General features: G+C 44.3%; 15 protein-coding genes and 1 other annotated feature. Of the genes, 8 read left to right on the plus strand and 7 right to left on the minus strand.

The annotated features are described in order from the left end of the window. Window positions 1-565 precede the first annotated feature (565 nt). The 3 genes from clpB to rluD form a co-directional block, all read right to left on the minus strand. Window positions 566-3,139: an ATP-dependent chaperone ClpB gene (gene clpB / locus R7Q11_RS17045; RefSeq protein ID WP_005381873.1), complete on the minus strand. Its 2,574-nt coding sequence runs from the start codon at window positions 3,137-3,139 to the stop codon at window positions 566-568. 144 nt (window positions 3,140-3,283) lie between these two features. Beyond that, a complete protein-coding gene (gene pgeF / locus R7Q11_RS17050; RefSeq protein ID WP_042521874.1) occupies window positions 3,284-4,012 on the minus strand; it encodes a peptidoglycan editing factor PgeF in 729 nt (242 codons plus the stop codon). A gap of 1 nt (window position 4,013) precedes the next feature. Next, the gene (gene rluD, locus R7Q11_RS17055; RefSeq protein ID WP_005381875.1) at window positions 4,014-4,991 is read right to left on the minus strand and encodes a 23S rRNA pseudouridine(1911/1915/1917) synthase RluD; all 978 of its coding nucleotides are present in this window, start codon (window positions 4,989-4,991) and stop codon (window positions 4,014-4,016) included. Window positions 4,992-5,127: 136 nt separating this feature from the next. Here rluD and bamD point away from each other — a divergent pair, with 136 nt between their 5' ends. The 5 genes from bamD (at window position 5,128) to yjjX (ending at window position 10,117) form a co-directional block, all read left to right on the plus strand. Continuing rightward, window positions 5,128-5,856 (plus strand): outer membrane protein assembly factor BamD, encoded by a 729-nt coding sequence (gene bamD, locus R7Q11_RS17060; RefSeq protein ID WP_005381876.1) that lies wholly within the window; start codon window positions 5,128-5,130, stop codon window positions 5,854-5,856. Between the two features lie 148 nt (window positions 5,857-6,004). Next, window positions 6,005-7,486, plus strand: coding sequence for a lytic transglycosylase F (locus R7Q11_RS17065; RefSeq protein ID WP_318094424.1), 1,482 nt, complete (start codon window positions 6,005-6,007; stop codon window positions 7,484-7,486). 325 nt (window positions 7,487-7,811) lie between these two features. Further along, on the plus strand, window positions 7,812-8,138 hold the full coding sequence (gene hpf / locus R7Q11_RS17070) for a ribosome hibernation-promoting factor, HPF/YfiA family (protein ID WP_005381889.1): 327 nt from the start codon (window positions 7,812-7,814) through the stop codon (window positions 8,136-8,138). 108 nt (window positions 8,139-8,246) lie between these two features. Continuing rightward, window positions 8,247-8,368, plus strand: a sequence feature (Phe leader region). A 12-nt stretch (window positions 8,369-8,380) separates the two neighbouring features. Continuing rightward, entirely contained in the window at window positions 8,381-9,559 is a 1,179-nt protein-coding gene (gene pheA / locus R7Q11_RS17075; RefSeq protein WP_017636154.1) for a prephenate dehydratase, read from the plus strand. Between the two features lie 24 nt (window positions 9,560-9,583). Next, window positions 9,584-10,117 carry an inosine/xanthosine triphosphatase gene (gene yjjX / locus R7Q11_RS17080; RefSeq protein WP_005381891.1) on the plus strand — a complete coding sequence of 178 codons (534 nt, stop codon included), beginning with the start codon at window positions 9,584-9,586 and terminating at the stop codon, window positions 10,115-10,117. 110 nt (window positions 10,118-10,227) lie between these two features. Here the strand turns inward: yjjX and trpR are convergent, their stop codons facing one another. Next, the gene (gene trpR, locus R7Q11_RS17085; protein ID WP_005381892.1) at window positions 10,228-10,536 is read right to left on the minus strand and encodes a trp operon repressor; all 309 of its coding nucleotides are present in this window, start codon (window positions 10,534-10,536) and stop codon (window positions 10,228-10,230) included. A 13-nt stretch (window positions 10,537-10,549) separates the two neighbouring features. Further along, on the minus strand, window positions 10,550-12,496 hold the full coding sequence (gene sltY, locus R7Q11_RS17090; RefSeq protein WP_005385932.1) for a murein transglycosylase: 1,947 nt from the start codon (window positions 12,494-12,496) through the stop codon (window positions 10,550-10,552). A gap of 364 nt (window positions 12,497-12,860) precedes the next feature. Here sltY and ettA point away from each other — a divergent pair, with 364 nt between their 5' ends. The 3 genes from ettA (at window position 12,861) to R7Q11_RS17105 (ending at window position 16,159) form a co-directional block, all read left to right on the plus strand. Further along, a complete protein-coding gene (gene ettA / locus R7Q11_RS17095; RefSeq protein ID WP_005381894.1) occupies window positions 12,861-14,528 on the plus strand; it encodes an energy-dependent translational throttle protein EttA in 1,668 nt (555 codons plus the stop codon). A gap of 230 nt (window positions 14,529-14,758) precedes the next feature. After that, a complete protein-coding gene (locus R7Q11_RS17100) occupies window positions 14,759-15,118 on the plus strand; it encodes a PilZ domain-containing protein (RefSeq protein WP_031781006.1) in 360 nt (119 codons plus the stop codon). Between the two features lie 39 nt (window positions 15,119-15,157). Continuing rightward, a complete protein-coding gene (locus tag R7Q11_RS17105) occupies window positions 15,158-16,159 on the plus strand; it encodes a M23 family metallopeptidase (protein WP_005381900.1) in 1,002 nt (333 codons plus the stop codon). A gap of 77 nt (window positions 16,160-16,236) precedes the next feature. Here the strand turns inward: R7Q11_RS17105 and tyrA are convergent, their stop codons facing one another. Then, the gene (gene tyrA, locus R7Q11_RS17110) at window positions 16,237-17,364 is read right to left on the minus strand and encodes a bifunctional chorismate mutase/prephenate dehydrogenase (RefSeq protein WP_005381901.1); all 1,128 of its coding nucleotides are present in this window, start codon (window positions 17,362-17,364) and stop codon (window positions 16,237-16,239) included. A gap of 21 nt (window positions 17,365-17,385) precedes the next feature. Continuing rightward, a complete protein-coding gene (locus tag R7Q11_RS17115) occupies window positions 17,386-18,462 on the minus strand; it encodes a 3-deoxy-7-phosphoheptulonate synthase (protein ID WP_225466617.1) in 1,077 nt (358 codons plus the stop codon). Window positions 18,463-18,487: the final 25 nt, after the last annotated feature.

An 18,487-nucleotide genomic window follows, 5' to 3' on the forward strand; every position in this document is an offset into this window, starting at 1 on the left:
GCCGCCAGCGTTCAATCTGAGCCATGATCAAACTCTTCAATTTAAGATTTTGTTCGGCTCAATGAATACTGAACATTCCTTTCGCTAATAAATAGCAGAAGTAATGTTTGAATTGACTGTGCTGAATCTTTCGATTCAATGGTCACTTCGTATCATTGAAACCTAATTTGAAGCCTAAGCTTCTAATTGGATTATCATCAACGAGTGCCCACACAGATTGATAGGTCTATATTTTTAAAGAGCACACTTCGAAGTTCTCTTCAAAGTGGACGGCTATTTTAGCTAGATAACTTATCGTGTCAAACACTTTTTTAAGTTATTTATCTGCGAGTTAATTTTAACTCACTAACCGTAGTTGTTTAGGTTCCGCTTCACTTGCTTTCCCGTGACAACGGAGGCGCATTATAGGGAGTTCATTAAAGAACACAAGTGCATTTTTTAAAAAAACTCACCTTTTCAGTTTATTCGTATAGAAAACAGACAAAAGACTCTAAAAAACTATAGAAAAGGGGCCAAACGGCCCCTTTAGTGTGATTTTTATCTCAATTTTACTGTATCCATACAATTATTGATGAGCACAAATTTGGTCATTAGTAACAATTAGCTGCACCGTCTTGTCTGGAACGATTTCACCAGAAAGAATTGATTTGGCTAACGGGTTCTCGACATTCTGCTGAATTGCACGTTTTAAAGGACGCGCACCATACACAGGATCGAAACCAACTTGAGCGATCAAGTCGAGTGCTTTGTCGGAAACTTCTAGTTGATAGCCTTTCTCCTCTAGTCGTTTCGCCAAACGTTCCAATTGAATAGAAGCAATGGACTTAATGTGCTCTTGACCAAGTGGATGGAACACCACGATTTCGTCAACACGGTTCAAGAACTCTGGGCGGAAGTGTTTGCTAACCACATCCATCACTTCACTCTTGATACCTTGATAGTCTAAAGTTGCGAAATTCTCTTGGATACGAGATGAACCCAAGTTAGATGTCATGATCACAACCGTATTACGGAAGTCAACAGTACGACCTTGACCATCCGTTAAACGCCCATCATCGAGAACTTGCAGCAGAATGTTAAATACATCCGGATGCGCTTTCTCTACTTCATCTAACAAAATTACCGAATACGGCTTGCGACGAACCGCTTCCGTTAAGTAACCACCCTCTTCATATCCGACATAGCCTGGAGGCGCACCCACCAATCTTGCCACTGAGTGTTTCTCCATGAACTCAGACATGTCGATACGGACCATCGCATCTTCGCTGTCGAACATAAAGCTCGCAAGTGTCTTACAAAGCTCTGTTTTACCCACACCAGTTGGACCTAAGAATAAGAAGGAGCCAATTGGTCGGTTTGGATCAGAAAGCCCAGCTCGACTACGACGAATGGCATTCGATACAACAGAGACCGCTTCGCTTTGACCTACCACACGATTATGCAGCACGTCTTCCATGCGAAGTAGTTTCTCTTTTTCCGCTTCTAGCATCTTGGATACCGGAATACCGGTTTGCTTAGAAAGTACTTCTGCAATCTCGTTGTCGGTTACTTTATTACGCAATAGCGTCATTTCCTGCATTTCAGCTTGGGTTGCAAGATCTAACTGCTTCTCAAGTTCAGGAATACGACCATATTGAAGCTCCGACATGCGGTTTAGATCACCAGCTCGGCGAGCAAACTCCATGTCCATACGAGCTTGTTCAAGCTCAGACTTAATATGTTGAGTACCAGAAAGAGCTGCTTTTTCTGTATTCCAAACCTCTTCTAGTTCAGCGTACTCACGTTCTTTTTCATTGAGTTCTTCATTAAGCGCTTTCAAACGCTTTTCACTCGCTTCATCGTGCTCGTTACTTAGTGCTTGTTGCTCAATTTTGAGTTGGATAATTTTACGCTCAAGCTTATCCAAGGACTCTGGCTTAGAGTCAATTTGTAAACGAATGCTTGAAGCCGCTTCGTCGATTAAGTCGATCGCTTTATCCGGCAACTGACGGTCGGAGACATAGCGATGTGACAAGCTCGCCGCAGCAACAATCGCTGGGTCAGTAATTTCGACGTGATGATGAAGCTCATAACGCTCCTTCAAGCCACGTAAAATCGCCACGGTATCCTCAACGGTCGGCTCATCCACCAGCACTTTTTGGAAACGACGTTCTAATGCTGCATCTTTTTCGATGTACTGACGATATTCATCCAATGTTGTTGCGCCAACACAGTGCAGCTCACCACGAGCTAATGCCGGTTTTAGCATGTTGCCCGCATCCATTGAGCCTTCACCTTTACCAGCACCGACCATAGTGTGTAGTTCATCAATGAAGAGGATGACGTTGCCTTCTTCTTTAGCAAGTTCATTCAATACTGATTTTAAACGCTCTTCAAATTCCCCACGGTATTTCGCGCCAGCAACCAGTGCGCCCATATCCAGTGATAGCACACGGCGACCACGCAGACCTTCAGGTACTTCATTGTTAACTATGCGCTGCGCTAAGCCTTCAACAATTGCTGTCTTACCTACGCCTGGTTCACCGATAATCACAGGGTTGTTTTTAGTACGACGCTGCAATACCTGGATAGTACGACGGATTTCATCATCACGGCCGATAACCGGATCCAATTTACCTTGCTCTGCACGTTCGGTAAGGTCTATGGTGAACTTTTCCAATGCTTGACGAAGCTCTTCTGCATTCGGATCATTGACCTTTTGACCACCTCTGATCTTTTCGATTGCCTGGCTGACTTTTTGCTCTGTTAAGCCGATCTCTTTGAGCAATTGCCCCAATGGTCCGCGATCTTCTAAAGCGGCAAGCAGGAAGACTTCAGACGAGATATAGGAGTCTTGACGCTTTTGCGCCACTTTGTCACACAGGTTAAACAATGTGCCCATCGAGCTAGAGAGCTGAACATCCCCACCGATGCCACTGACTTTTGGTAATCGATCTAACATTTCACTCAATTTAGAGCGTAAATGCGTTACGTCCACATCCAGCATAGTAAGCAATGGACGAATTGGACTGCCATTTTGATCAAGCAAAGCCACCATGAGGTGAACTGGCTCGATATATTGATGATCGCGCCCTAACGCTAGTGATTGAGCATCAGAGATAGCGATTTGAAACTTACTTGTGAATCGATCAAGACGCATATCTACCTTCCTAACCTCAACTAAAGGAAATTCTTTTGACAGTTAGAAAGATGGATACTCAGGAGGGGAATTTCAAGGGAGTGAATGAATAAAGATAGCTTTGCAAAAATAGTAGTATGCATCTTAGCACTTTGGTGCTTATAGCTAGTCTTCGATCCAAATAAAGGTTGCTTGTCGACCAGTCTTACCATCACGGCGATAAGAGTAAAAAGAGGCTTTATCTTGGTAAGTACAAAGTCCAGAATCAAACACTTGTGTCACACCAGCCCGGTTTAGACGTTGCGTTGCCAGCACCGACATGTCAGCAAACCATTTACCGTCGATATCGCGTGGAGCAAATGCTTGATTCGCCTGTGAATCAAAATCAACAAAAGCTTGCAGAACATCTTCACCCACTTCGAAGGCTTGGGGGCCAATGGCGGGGCCAAGCCACGCTATCACTTCACCAGAAAACAACGCTAACGCATTTTCGACAATGCCATTTGCTAAGCCGCGCCAACCTGCGTGAACAGCGGCTACTTGCGTACCTTGTGTATTAGTCAATAATACAGGTAAACAATCGGCGGTCATCGCTGAACAAATAACATGGCTTGAAGAAGTAAATACACCATCCGCATCAAGCACCTGTGTTGTTGGTTCATTTGCTTGAGCCACAACGGTTGAATGCGTTTGGTTTAACCAGATTGGCGCATTTGGCATGCTTGCCTGTTGCGCCAACCAAGCTCGGTTCTTCTCTACTAAAGACAAATCATCCCCAACGTGAGTACCTAAATTTAGCCCTTGGTAAGGGCCTGTCGAAAATCCGCCTATGCGTGTTGAGGCGAAAGCTTTGACATTTTTAGGAGCTGGCCAATTCGGAATGATCGTCTTCATATTAGAATTCTTCCGGTAAGCCGTGCTCTTCTGTATCTTGACGAAGCGCTTCAGTCATCACAACCATGTCATCAGGCACTGGAGCATGAAACTCAAGAACTTCGCCCGTAATTGGGTGCTCAAAGCGCAGCATTACTGCGTGCAATGCTTGGCGATCGAAACCCCGGATCATTGCCGTTAGCTCTTCAGACGCACCTGTCGGGATGCGAGCACGTCCACCATATGCAATATCACCGAGCAACGGATGCTGAAGGTAAGACATGTGCACACGAATCTGGTGCGTACGACCCGTTTCTAGACGCAAGCGAATACGCGTGTGTTCGCGGAAGCGTTCAGCAACACGGTAGTGCGTTACTGCTGGTTTGCCCATTGGTGCTACCGCCATAAGCGTGCGCTTAGTAGAGTGACGACCAATCGGTTGATCCACTTTACCGCCCGCAGTCATACGACCAATAGCGATCGCTTCGTACTCACGAGTAATATTACGTTTTTGCAGTGCGCGAACCAGACGAGTTTGTGCAGGAACGGTTTTCGCCACCACCATCAAACCCGTGGTGTCTTTATCCAAACGGTGCACGATACCTGCACGAGGTACTTCTGCAATATCAGGGTAATGATGCAACAACGCATTAAGTACAGTGCCATCAGGCGTACCAGCGCCCGGATGAACCACAAAGTCACGAGGTTTGTTGATAACGATAATATCTTCATCTTCATAGACGATATCTAGCGGGATATCTTGCGCTTCCCAGCGTTCTTCATCTTCTAACTCGGCTTGCAATGTAATTTCCTCGCCACCCATTACTTTGGTACGAGGTTTAGTGACAACTTCACCATCAACTTGAACTTTCCCATCAAGCAGCCACTCTTTTAGGCGCGAGCGAGAGAAGTCCGCGAATAATTCGGCGATAGCTTGGTCTAAACGTTGACCTAACTGGCTATCTTTTACGGTATTTGTTAATACAATCTGCTGAGCCATATCGAACTTTTTTAAAAACTGTGAGACTAATGCTCACGACTGTGAAAAAATAGACTATTACGTCATTGTATCTGTTACTGGAAAGAAAGTAACGGCAGCTTAAGAAATATTTAGATTCAAGGAACAGACTCCTGATATGAAACGTCAGACTTTAACAGGCCTTTTAGCGGTATCCCTTCTGTTTGGATGTGCAAGCAAAGAAGAAATCGTTCCTGATGTGCCGCCTTCGGAACTGTATGCAGACGCACAGATTTCTCTTCAAAGTGGTAATTGGCTTTCTGCAATTGAGAAACTGGAAGCATTAGACTCACGTTACCCATTCGGTGCCTACTCAGAACAGGTGCAGCTTGACCTAATCTATGCGTACTACAAAAACGACGACCTTGCTTTGGGCTTGGCAACCATTTCTCGCTTTATGCGTTTAAACCCAACCCATGAAAAGATGGATTGGGTGCTGTACATGCGAGGTCTAAGCCACATGGCGCAAGATCGTAACTTTATGCATGATTTATTCAGCGTAGATCGAAGCGATCGCGATCCTGAACCGGTAAAAAAAGCGTTTGATGACTTCAAAAAACTACTTCAACGCTACCCGAATAGCCCATATGCAGAAGATTCACAAAAACGTATGGTTGCGCTGAAAAACCGTCTAGCGAACTATGATTTAGCGACTGCTGACTTCTACCTTCGCCGTGAAGCTTGGGTCGCTGCTATTAATCGCAGCCAAGAGCTACAAAAAGCGTATCCAGACACAGAAGCTGCACGTAAGTCACTGACTATCCAGCTAGAGGCCTACAAGCAACTTGGTTTGGAAGACGCCGTAGCAAGAACTGAAAAGCTTATCGAGCTCAACCCTGTGAAGTAATTGAACTTGCTTTAAACTGAACCGCCACCGTTTTTACCGTGGCGGTTTTTTATTACTCTCAATAGTGTATTCAGCCCTTTCTTGATGATCTTCCTAGCTCCACATATGCTTAAAGTTCTCCTCCCCCCTTTATAAAAAGGATGTGAACGTGACGATATCTAAGCTTTGCGCAGTTATGCTGCTCCTATTGTCTGCTTCCGTTTGCGCACTGCAAATCTCGCCGCTCAAACAGCCTCCTTATACTGGGGACCTCGATGTCATCAAGGAGAAGAATGTACTGCGCGTCTTAGTTTCTGCTGATTTAGGCTTTTACTACATTGAGGGCGGCACACCAAAAGGCATAGGCGCGGAATTGCTGGCGCATTTCGAAAAAGACCTTCGTAAACTCAAACCAAAGCTTAACGTACAAATTATTCCTGTTGCCCGCGACCAGCTACTGCCAGCCTTAGAAAACGGTTCAGGTGACTTAGTTGTCGCCAACCTGACTATTACCGACACGCGCAAACAGAAAGTGGAGTTCAGTTCACCCATCCTCACTGGTATTCAAGAGTGGGTAGTGACAAACAAAAGCACACCAACGATGACGAAAATCGAACAATTGAGCGGCAAAGAGGTTTGGGTGCGCGCCAGTTCTAGCTACTTTGAAAGCATTCAGACACTAAATAAGAAACTAAACAAAAAAGGCTTACCGCCTGTTATCGTGCACTTTATTGAAGAAACACTTCAAGATTATGAGCTGGTCGGAATGCTCAACAATGGTTACGTCAAAGCCATTGTTCTCGATAGCCATAAAGCCAAGCTTTGGCTGAAAGTGATGGATGATATTCGGGTTCACAAAAAAATCCCTATCCGCAAAAATGGCAAAATTGCTTGGGCAATGCGAGAAAATAGTCCCAAATTAAAAGCCGTCGTGAATAAGTTCATCCAGAAGTCTCGCTCTGGGACACTACTCGGTAACGTTATTTACGGTAAATACATCGATAATACGGGATGGTTGAACAGAGCTCTTAACCCTAAGAAAATTGCTCAACTAGAAAAACTCGCGGCGCTATTTTCACGCTATGGTGAGAAATACGATATCGACTATTTACTGATCGCTGCAATCGCTTACAAGGAATCAGGATTTAATAACGACCTAGTTGGAAGTCGAGGTGCCGTTGGCATAATGCAAGTCCTACCTAGCACCGCTCAAGATCCGAATATCAATATCAAAAATGTTCGACAATTAGAAAACAACATTCATGCTGGAGTGAAATACTTAGCTTTTTTGCGTAAGCAGTACTTCAGTGACCCTGATATTACTGCACAAAATAAACTCTACTTTACATTGGCGGCTTACAATGCGGGCCCCGGCAATGTAGAGCGTATTCGTAAGCGTGCAGCCCAACAAGGTTACGATCCTAATGTTTGGTTTAATAACGTGGAAGTCGTTATGCGGAAAAGTTTAAGCTCAACGGTTGGGTACGTCACAAGCATTAATCGCTACTACATAATATACAAACAACTAGAAAGTTTGGACCAAGTCAAAAGTCTAGAAAGGGTTTCACTAGCCCCAAAAGACCCCATTTTCATGATACCGCTACGAAAAGTCAGCCAAATGCCAGACAGTAAAAAGCCGCTTGTACAGTAAGCGGCTTTTTAAATGGATTCATTGGAAAGACTCAGTGATCGTCATCACACCTTACGTGTAGTTAAATTTTAACCACCTCAAATATTAGGCCGTAAAACTTCCCTAAAAACGAGGCCGTTTTCAGCTGAGTACTCTATTCAATCTACGGATTTACTAACCGATAACAAGCAATTTCACGATAAATCTCAGAAGTTCTTGAGTGAGATCACATTCATTTTTCATCATAAAAAACCCGAGCAAAATAATGATCTGAATCACATTTTTTTATGCTTAAAGCGGTAATCTGAACTCAACCCATGAGGGATGCAACAGAGGAAAAACACTTATGACAATGAATATCACTGGCAAAAACATCGAAATCACCTCTGCAATCCGAGCTCATATTGAGAGCAAATTTAAAAAACTGGAGAAATGGCAAGTAGACCTAATTGGTTGCCAAGCAACTTTCAGTGAGGAACCAAACAAACAGAAGAAATTCGAAGCGGTTATCAAAGTTCCTAAAGGCCAGCTCATTGCCTCAGCAACTCACGAAGATCTTTACGCAGCTATCAACGAAGTGGAGCAAAAACTAGAACGACAATTGAACAAGCTGACCCACAAACCTGAAGCTCGACGTGCAAGTAAGCCTGAGCTAGTGGAAGAAGAAGAGTAAACTGAACAGATTGAGGAAATAGCGCCGAAAGGCGCTATTTTTTTGCTTGACGCTCTCCCCAGCCTTGCTTATTGTGTTTAAACACTCATAAATTAAGCACTATTTATGCATTTAACCTCACTGTTTATTTTTGACTTCTTTTTCCTCCCATAGTTGGAGGGGCGAACTCGTTTGTGAAAGAAAAGTCAAAAACAAACAGAAAGCCTCCCAAATCGGGAGGCTTTTTTATAAGGAAAGAATTGATGACTGACCAACCTATTTCCCTCGAAGAAATTCGTTTACGCTTGAATGAGTTGGATGACCAACTTCTCAGCTTGTTGTCTGAGCGCCGTAAACTCAGCATTGAAGTAGCCAAAAGCAAAGTACAAACCTCAAAGCCTGTTCGCGACGCCGTCCGTGAACAGCAATTATTGGTCAAGCTGATTTCTAATGGCCAAGATAAATACGAACTTGACGCGCAGTACATCACTAAACTTTTCCATACCATCATTGAAGACTCAGTTCTGCTTCAACAAAGTTATCTGCAAAATCTCGTTAACCCACAGCAAAGCCGTAAGCCACTTGCTCGCGTCGCTTTTTTAGGAGCCAAAGGCTCTTATTCGCACTTGGCAAGTCGCGAATACTTCAGTCGTAAAAATACAGAGCTTATCGAGCTCAACTGCGAGCACTTTAAAGAAGTGACTCAAACGGTTGAATCTGGCCATGCTGATTATGGCGTTCTGCCAATCGAAAACACCAGCTCAGGCTCTATTAATGAAGTGTATGACTTACTACAACACACGACGCTTTACATCGTTGGAGAGCTGACTCAACCAATCGAACACTGCTTGGTTGCGAAAAAAGACATTCGTCTGGAAGATATTAAAACGCTGTATTCTCACCCTCAGCCACACCAACAGTGCAGTGAGTTTTTAAGCCGTATGAAAGGGGTAAAGCTGGAGTCCTGCGCGAGCACAGCAGATGCAATGCAGAAAGTCCAAGAGATGGATCGTGATGATGTGGCTGCAATTGGTAATGCATCAAGCGGTAAGCTATATGGCTTGCAAGCAATTCAAGGCAACATCGCAAACCAAACCGAAAACCATACTCGCTTTATCGTGGTTGCTCGTAAACCGGTTGAAGTTTCTACTCAGATTCCAGCAAAAACCACATTGATCATGTCGACCTCCCAAGAGGCAGGTTCATTGGTTGAAACACTATTAGTGCTGCAACGTTACGGCATCAATATGACCAAGCTAGAATCACGCCCAATTATGGGGAACCCGTGGGAAGAGATGTTCTACGTAGACTTGACATCACATCTTGCTTCGACAGAAATGCAACAGGCACTTGAAGAGCTAACAAAAATCACTAAACACTTGAAAGTATTAGGCTGTTACCCGAGTGAGAACGTAAAGCCTACGCAAGTAAAATTGAGTTAATAGACACCAGTGAGTAAAAAGATCATGGCAACCCAAAAAGTCGTAATCGCATCGCTAAACCCAGCCAAAATTAATGCAGTTCAAAGTGCATTTCGTAATGCATTTCCGCATCAAGAGTTCAACTTCGTTGGCATCAGTGTACCGAGTGAGGTCGCAGATCAGCCCATGACGAATGAAGAAACTCATCGTGGTGCGCTAAACCGCGTTAAAAACGCAAAAGTAGAGATGCCAAACGCGGATTACTATGTCGGTCTCGAAGCGGGAATTGAAGCAAACGTGACGTTTGCTTGGATGGTGGTTGAGTCAGAGACTCACCGCGGTGAATCTCGTTCTGCAAGCTTAATGTTGCCGCCAAAAGTCTTGGAAAAACTCAAGGATGCGAATGAGTTGGGAGATGTAATGGACGAAGTGTTTGGTACTGATAATATCAAACAGAAAGGTGGCGCTATTAGCCTGCTAACCCAAAACCAGCTAACTCGAAGCTCGGTCTATCACCAAGCCTTGATTCTGGCTTTAATTCCATTCACAAACCCTGAGCATTTTCCTTCAAATTTATAACACTCAGCCTAGTCTCTAGATACGCAAAAGGGCGGATATTTCCGCCCTTTGTAATACGTTATCTTAGTCACTTGTAACACCAAGGCCTAAAAGCAAATTGGATATACTGTCTACTTAGATACCGCAACTTGTTCTAACAAGACTTTCAACTTGTCTTTTTCTTCATCAGATTTCGACTTTAGTTCGTTAGAGCCACGAGTAATGGTGGCAATGCCCACACCAAGCATCTGACTGATCTGACGTTGAGATAATTCTCCTTTAAGAAGTTCGTTAATTATATTAACGCGTGATATTAATGACTCTCTCTCATCACGTGACATCAGCATAGTTAACAGCATGTCATCTTGCTGGGTGCCCATACTTGTTCGAATTAGCTCAATAATCTGTTGCCAGTCTTTATACTCGGGTTCGTGCGACATCAAGTTACCTCACTCAATACTTGGTATTGATCTCATGTTGATTCAAGAACGCGCCATCGATACCCAAAAGATCACGATAGTATGTTTCAAACATCAAGATGTTTTGTACATAACCGCGCGTCTCTTTAAATGGAATTGCCTCAATAAAGGCATAAGCATCCACTTTTCCTTGGGTACGCTCTCGCCACGTTTTTACTCTGTTAGGACCTGCATTATAAGCAGCAAGAGCAAAAATACGATTATTATCGTAATCCTCTAATAAACCTTGCAAATAATGGCTACCAATTTCGATATTTTTTCCTACATTGTAGAGATCCTGCGTACCTTGATAACTCAACTTATATTTACGTGCCGTGTACTTCGCCGTTGCAGGCATGATCTGCATAAGACCACGAGCGCCAACTGGAGAGCGGGCTTCAACATCTAACGCACTTTCCTGTCGAGCGAGAGACATCATCGTGACGGGATCAATGTTGTGCTTTTTCGCATAAAAATTAAACCACCAGCGGTGTGCTATTGGGAACCTAAGTTCGATATTATCCCACATCTGCGCTTGGATACTCGCGGTCACCGTTAGGTTATGCCAACGTTTAAATGATGCATAAGCCGCCAACATCACCTTTTCATCTTTCCCTACGCGGCGCAGTAAGTGTGCCCATTCACTCTTCGCTGCTGCGATTTTATCCGTCGCGATCAACTCTTCGATACGAGCTAGCGAGTCTTGATAGGGTTGAACAACTTTCTTGTCCAACTTAACCGTATGCGTTGGGTATTTGATTGATTGCCCGATTGCATTGGCGGCAGCCACACTGTAGAAGTTTCGTTGCCCAAGCAGAGTTGCTAAACGCTGTTTCCCCGCGATGTCATCACCTAACGCTATTTCACTTCTTCCAAGCCAATATTGCCAGCGTAGCGTGGCTTGTTCTTCTTTATTTAGAACAGCAATCCACTCTTGTACGCCTTTCCAATCTGCATTTTGAATCGCTAAGCGGATGCGCGTTTCAATCAACGGTAAGTACTGACTGGTTTTCGTTTTATCATCGCGCCATTTAGCTAATGACTCAGACTCCGTACGAGTCAATCGAAATGCAATATAGTCGGCAAGTTCTTGCGCTTTTTCTGGAGAAAACTTCTGTCCTTTAATGACGGCATCGTACGCACCTTGTGCTTGGCTAGTGTTCATGCGAGCCAACTTTTCTAACGCATATTCACTTTGCGCTCGATTAAAATCATTCGCAGGTTTTTTCTTCGCGAATTCCGCAACACTTGAAGGATTATCAAACAACGCTTTCATTTCTTTGGCTTGTTGCTTTGCCTGCGCGGATTTAGGCAGTTTGAGCAAGTAACTCATCAAACCGCCATTACGAGCATCAAACGCCAGTAACATACGCTGTAGAATCAGTTCATCGGTACGCTCACCCGCCTTGTCCCATGCTTCAAATAATGGGTCACACTCATCAGCAATGCTGATGCCACGTAACCACATATGTTCAGCCCCTTTAAACGCCGCGACTTTCTTGCCTTGCTTTAATTGAGCGACGTAGAAAATACATTGGTAACGCTCACCACTAGGAATGACTTTTTGAAACTCAGTAATGGTTTTCCAATCTTTTTGCTTATAAAGATGATTGAGGTATGGAGCGCGAACTCGACGAGAAAATGGAAAAGACTCGTGCTCAGAAATAAACTCGTTCACCTGTTGTGGTGACTTTTCCGGTAACTGTCTAATAAAAGTGCGGTAATCCACATAAGGCGTTAGTGGATAGTCAGAAATTTTAGGACGAATCGAAAGGTATCCGTCGATGTCATTTTTATCTAATAAATCTTGAGCTTGCTCATATACTTCGCGCTGCTTTTCCAAACTCAGCGCGGCATTAGCACTCAAACTCATAGCACACAACGCGGCGGCGCAGCATACGTTTTTAGCCAATTCAGATACGTTGAATCTCATTTGTGTCATTTTCCCCAGACATATACTGCCCTAAAGCCTAGTTTTGTTAGAGTTCATGTGATGTTAAGGCAATTTTCACACATGCATCTATTTACACAGAATGCAGATGTCCATGTAAAGCAACTTAGTGTATTAAAAATTGTACTCGTCAAACTTTTAAGACGATGGAGACAAAGCGTTTCTAACTCGCATAGAAAACACTTCGTCATTCTTAACGAATAACAAAAGTGTATACCCTAACCGTGTAAGTTTCCGGTCAGCTCAAAATAAGAAATCCATTCGTTAGGGAAATTCTTGCAATGCGGTAACAAAAACAAAGCACTTGGTATAAAATGATGGGTTTGAATGACAGTTAATTTAGGAACGATCGGCAATGGCTGAATACGTATATACCATGTCGCGGGTGAGCAAAATTGTGCCACCTAAGCGTCAAATTCTTAAAGACATCTCTCTGAGCTTCTTCCCTGGTGCGAAAATCGGTGTTTTAGGTCTGAACGGTGCAGGTAAATCCACACTGCTACGTATCATGGCAGGTATCGACACGGATATCGACGGTGAAGCGCGTCCACAACCTGGTCTAAACGTAGGTTACCTACCTCAGGAACCAGTATTAGACGAATCAAAAACCGTTCGTGAAGTTGTTGAAGAAGCGGTTGCTGACGTTGCTGACGCTCTGAAACGTTTGGACGCAGTCTACGCAGCATACGCTGAACCAGATGCAGACTTCGACGCACTTGCAAAAGAGCAAGGCGAGCTAGAAGCCCTTATCCAAGCGAAAGATGGCCACAACCTAGAAAATGCGCTTGAGCGTGCGGCAAACGCACTTCGTTTACCTGAATGGGACCAAAAAATTGCGCACCTATCAGGTGGTGAACGCCGCCGTGTGGCTATTTGTCGCTTGCTACTTTCTAAGCCAGACATGCTACTGCTTGATGAACCTACCAACCACCTAGATGCAGAATCAGTGGCTTGGCTAGAGCGCTTCTTAGTGGATTACACAGGTACCGTAGTAGCCATCACCCACGACCGTTACTTCCTAGATAACGCTGCGGGCTGGATCTTAGAACTGGACCGTGGTGAAGGTATCCCATGGGAAGGCAACTACACCTCATGGCTGGAGCAAAAAGACGCTCGTCTACAACAAGAAGCCTCCCAAGAGAGTGCTCGCCAAAAGACTATCGAGAAAGAGCTTGAGTGGGTACGTAAAAACCCTAAAGGTCGTCAAGCGAAGTCAAAAGCACGTATGGCTCGCTTTGAAGAACTGCAAAGCTCTGATCATCAAAAACGTAATGAAACCAATGAACTATTTATCCCACCAGGTGAGCGTCTAGGTGATAAGGTTATTGAAGTGAAGAACCTGACCAAGTCATTTGACGGTCGAGTTCTAATTGATGACCTGTCATTCAGCATCCCTAAAGGTGCAATTGTTGGTATCATCGGTGCTAACGGCGCAGGTAAATCGACGCTATTCAAGATGTTAAGTGGTACTGAACAACCAGACTCGGGCACAATTGAGATGGGCGATACAGTAAAACTAGCATCTGTCGATCAGTTCCGTGACAGCATGGACGATTCTAAAACCGTATTCCAAGAGATCTCTGAAGGTGCTGATATCATTAAGATCAACAACTTCGAAATCCCAGCTCGTGCATACTGTTCACGCTTTAACTTTAAAGGCAGTGACCAACAAAAGATTATTGGTGAACTATCGGGTGGTGAGCGTAACCGTGTCCACCTTGCGAAGCTTCTTAAAGCGGGCGGCAACGTGTTGCTACTCGACGAACCAACCAACGACCTTGACGTTGAAACACTGCGTGCTCTAGAAGAAGCATTACTAGAGTTCCCTGGTTGTGCAATGGTTATCTCGCACGACCGTTGGTTCCTTGACCGTATCGCGACCCACATCATTGACTACCGTGACGAAGGCCAAGTTAACTTCTACGAAGGTAACTACACAGAGTACATGGATTGGTTGAAGAAAACATTGGGTCCTGAAGCCGCAGAACCACACCGTATCAAATACAAGCGTATTGCGAAGTAATCGCAACCCACAAAGTTTGATTGTAATTTGTACAAAGGCCGCTATCATAGCGGCCTTTGTTTTCTTTGTTATAAAAAGAGCTCATTAGCCCGTCTCGTTCGTTAAGAACATGACATTGCACTTACGTCACTCTGTAGCGACCTCGACACTTTTCAAACAACAATCGAACACTTTTTGTTCGTATTGATATACTATTCAATTCTGTTTGACGACCTGACGAGAATATTCATATGACAGAGAGACGACGCTTTTCACGTATTCTCCATCAAGCTCCAGCTAAGATAGAACAACGTGACTTGGCAATTGAAGCTAGGATTCAAGATCTTTCCTTGCATGGTTTACTCATGAAAGTGGAAGAGACTGAGGCTTTGGATCCAACCCTTCCAGTCCATGTGACTTTTTCATTTGATCAATCCGAACAAGTGATTACGTTAAAAGCGCAAATTGTGAATGTCTCTAAGTGTGAGATTAGGTTGAAGATCGCTAAGGTAGACATCGAAAGCATTAGCCAACTAAAACGATTTATAGAATTGAATGTAGGCAATAACGACCTTCTGAATCGAGAGTTAGAGCACCTCTCTGGTTTTTAGGAGAAAAATAAATGAACGCCTATTTAAGTAACAATAACTATGTCTAAAAAAATCATCATGCAGATCCCGACGAAAGACGGCGATCAGCAGTTCTATTTGGGCCGCAGTTCGGTCCTAGCAGTATTTGCTTCAGTATTGGCATTACCCGCCGTCGTTGGTGGCGCGTGGTACCTTAATCAGCAGCAGATGCACAATAAAGACGAACTAACACAAATCATCGCCAAACTGGAAAGTGAAAAGGCCGAAGTGACGGCTCTTTACGAAGAACAGCTTGATACCAATCATTCGCTTTCCCAGTCTTTGACGGACAAAAACAATCAAATTCAGCTATTGGGCAAACGGGTATTCGACGTTGAATCGGTTTTAGGTCTCGCAGACGAAGAGTTGATGATCGATGAGAACAGCATGGGGTTAGAGGAGCGAATTGACGCAGCCGCTATCGATTCTGCTGTTCGAGCGACGATGTTCCGTTTGATACCAAATGACAGCCCAGTCACATACCAACGAATTTCTTCTTCTTACGGCAGTCGTATTAATCCGATTTCAGGTAAGAGGCATGTTCATACTGGTATCGATCTGACTTGTAAAAGAGGAGAAGAGATCCTGGCACCGGCTGACGGTGTGGTGGAAACCGTTCGCCCGAGCAATCGTGGTTATGGTAACTATGTCACCATTCGTCACTCATTTGGCTTTATGAGCTCCTTTGCTCATCTACAACGCTTCAAAGTGAAAAGCGGTCAGTTTGTTAGTAAAGGCGACATCATTGCTCAATGCGGTAACTCTGGCAACTCCACAGGGCCACACTTGCACTATGAAGTACGCTTCCTCGGACGAGCACTCAACCCTCAATACTTAATGGAGTGGACACCAGAAAACTTCAATGACGTCTTTGAAAAAGAGAAAAAAGTGAAATGGGGACCTTTGGTTCAATTGATTGATAACGTTGTACGCCTACAAGTCAATTTAACCAATTCACCCTATCGCGATACCAGTATCAACACAGTATCAAGTGAAGATACGAGTAATACTGCGACGAACTGATTTGTCCATCAACACGAAAAAGAGCAGCTTACGCTGCTCTTTTTGTTTCGGACTCTGCACGGCTAAATGACCCGTGATTAGCCGCGATGAATATTATCATTCGCCTGTTTGAGTAAGTTTTGGCTCTCATTCATAAATTGTTGAGAATAAGTACCAAACCAATCACTCACCTGCTTAAAGCTTTCGATGAATCGCGCTTTGTCTCTGCTATCCAGAATCGCTACCGCATCACCTAAACGCTGATGGAATCGCTTGATCATATCGATATTCTCTTGAGAAGAGAAAATGATATCACCGTACAAGTTCGGATCCTGACCAAACAGTCGTCCCACCATCGCCAATTCAAGGCGGTAGATTGGCGAGCTTAACTTCAACAACTGATCGATGTTCGGGTTCTCTTTGCTTAGGTGCATACCGTAAGCAAACGACGTGAAGTGGCGCAACGCCTGAATCAACGTCATGCCATGATCGTGCTCTTGTGCATCGATTTGGCACAAGCTTGCGCCCCAAATCCCAAACTGTTGCAATAGCCATTGGTAATGCTCGTGACCACGGCCATCACAGTACACAATAACCTGCTTGGCAAGGCTCGGAACATCTGGGCCAAACATTGGGTGCAAACCAACCACAGGACCTTGATGCACATTCAACATTGCTTGCAGAGGCTTCGATTTGATAGAAGTCAGGTCACACAGAATACAGTCTTGCGGCAAGTTCCCCAGTTTTTCGATCACCCCTTCCGTTAGATGAATCGGCACCGTGACCACGACTAAACCCGCGTTGTCTAGAATCTCATCCGCATGATCCCAGTCTTTACTACCGAGAACTTTGACCTGGTAGCCCGACAATTTGAACATACGCCCAAACAGGCCACCCAATTGACCATTACCACCAATAATAACAACTGAGCGTAAATCAGGGTTCAAACACTTAAAACCGGAATCTTTCTCGCTGGCATAAGACTCACGCATTGTTCGACGCAGAATATCTTCAATAAGCTGTGGAGGAATTCCCATTTTTTCAGCTTCAGCGCGACGAGAAGCTAACATCGCCGCTTCGCGGTCTGGAGCATAAATTGGCAAACCATGTTCGCTTTTTACTTCCCCAACTTTCTCTACGAGCGCTAAACGCTGAGCCAATAGCTCCAACATTTGCTTGTCGACTGCATCAATCTGATCGCGTAATGCGTTAAGTTCAACTGCCATTGATGTTCCTTAAATCCTGTATTAATTAGCCTTTAGACGATTTTCTAAGAAAGGCACTAGCTCTTCATGTGCATGACGTAATAGTGCCTCAGTTGAATCCCAATTGATACATGCGTCAGTGATAGATACACCGTATTTCATCTCTTCAAGAGCTAAGTCAGAAGATTGATTTCCTTCATTGATATGGCTCTCAATCATAAGACCGATAATAGATTTATTGCCTTCACGGATTTGATGAATCACATCCTCCGCGACTAATGGCTGGCGACGGTAATCTTTACGTGAGTTGGCGTGACTGCAATCCACCATTAATGAAGCATCAAGACCAGATTTCGCCATCTCTTGCTCACACTCAGTGACGGATACCGAATCGTAGTTAGTTTGCTTGCCGCCACGTAAGATCACATGTCCATTAGCATTGCCCTGGGTGGTTAACAGTGCGACTTGTCCCTCACGGTTAATTCCCATAAAACGGTGGCTAGAGGACGCAGCTTGCATCGCGTTAATTGCGGTTGCCAAACTGCCATCGGTGCCATTCTTAAAACCGATTGGCATAGACAGGCCGCTTGCCATTTCACGGTGAGTTTGTGACTCCGTCGTACGTGCGCCGATTGCAGCCCAGCTAAAAGTATCCGCCAGGTATTGTGGGCTAATTGGGTCTAGAGCCTCAGTCGCGAGCGGGATTTCCATTTCTACCAACTCCACCAGAAGTTCGCGTCCAACATGCAGACCGTGTTCAATATCGAAACTGCCGTCTAGGTGTGGGTCATTGATCAGGCCTTTCCAGCCGACCGTGGTGCGCGGCTTCTCAAAGTAAACACGCATAACAATATACAGTTGGTCACTTAGTTGTTCAGAGAGTGCTTTAAGTCGCTTTGCGTAATCCTTCGCCGCTTCCACGTCGTGGATAGAACATGGACCGCATACAACAAGCAGGCGGTGATCCTTCTTGTGAATAATATTAGCGATAGTTTGACGAGACTCTTGAATAAAGCGACGTGCTTTTTCACTCAAAGGAAGCTTGGTTTTTAGTTCCTCCGGGGTAATAAGAACCTGTTCTTCGATAATATTAATATTGCTCAACTCACTTTTCTGCATAACTCTAACCTGTATATTTATTTTT

Source organism: Vibrio sp. 970, assembly GCF_033339075.1.

Bases quoted from the DNA above. Each gene is read 5' to 3' on its own strand.
- clpB (WP_005381873.1), bottom strand. From the start codon at position 3,139: ATGCGTCTTGATCGATTCACAAGTAAGTTTCAAATCGCTATCTCTGAT.
- pgeF (WP_042521874.1), bottom strand. From the start codon at position 4,012: ATGAAGACGATCATTCCGAATTGGCCAGCTCCTAAAAATGTCAAAGCT.
- rluD (WP_005381875.1), bottom strand. From the start codon at position 4,991: ATGGCTCAGCAGATTGTATTAACAAATACCGTAAAAGATAGCCAGTTA.
- bamD (WP_005381876.1), top strand. From the start codon at position 5,128: ATGAAACGTCAGACTTTAACAGGCCTTTTAGCGGTATCCCTTCTGTTT.
- hpf (WP_005381889.1), top strand. From the start codon at position 7,812: ATGACAATGAATATCACTGGCAAAAACATCGAAATCACCTCTGCAATC.
- pheA (WP_017636154.1), top strand. From the start codon at position 8,381: ATGACTGACCAACCTATTTCCCTCGAAGAAATTCGTTTACGCTTGAAT.
- yjjX (WP_005381891.1), top strand. From the start codon at position 9,584: ATGGCAACCCAAAAAGTCGTAATCGCATCGCTAAACCCAGCCAAAATT.
- trpR (WP_005381892.1), bottom strand. From the start codon at position 10,536: ATGTCGCACGAACCCGAGTATAAAGACTGGCAACAGATTATTGAGCTA.
- sltY (WP_005385932.1), bottom strand. From the start codon at position 12,496: ATGACACAAATGAGATTCAACGTATCTGAATTGGCTAAAAACGTATGC.
- ettA (WP_005381894.1), top strand. From the start codon at position 12,861: ATGGCTGAATACGTATATACCATGTCGCGGGTGAGCAAAATTGTGCCA.
- R7Q11_RS17100 (WP_031781006.1), top strand. From the start codon at position 14,759: ATGACAGAGAGACGACGCTTTTCACGTATTCTCCATCAAGCTCCAGCT.
- R7Q11_RS17105 (WP_005381900.1), top strand. From the start codon at position 15,158: ATGTCTAAAAAAATCATCATGCAGATCCCGACGAAAGACGGCGATCAG.
- tyrA (WP_005381901.1), bottom strand. From the start codon at position 17,364: ATGGCAGTTGAACTTAACGCATTACGCGATCAGATTGATGCAGTCGAC.
- R7Q11_RS17115 (WP_225466617.1), bottom strand. From the start codon at position 18,462: ATGCAGAAAAGTGAGTTGAGCAATATTAATATTATCGAAGAACAGGTT.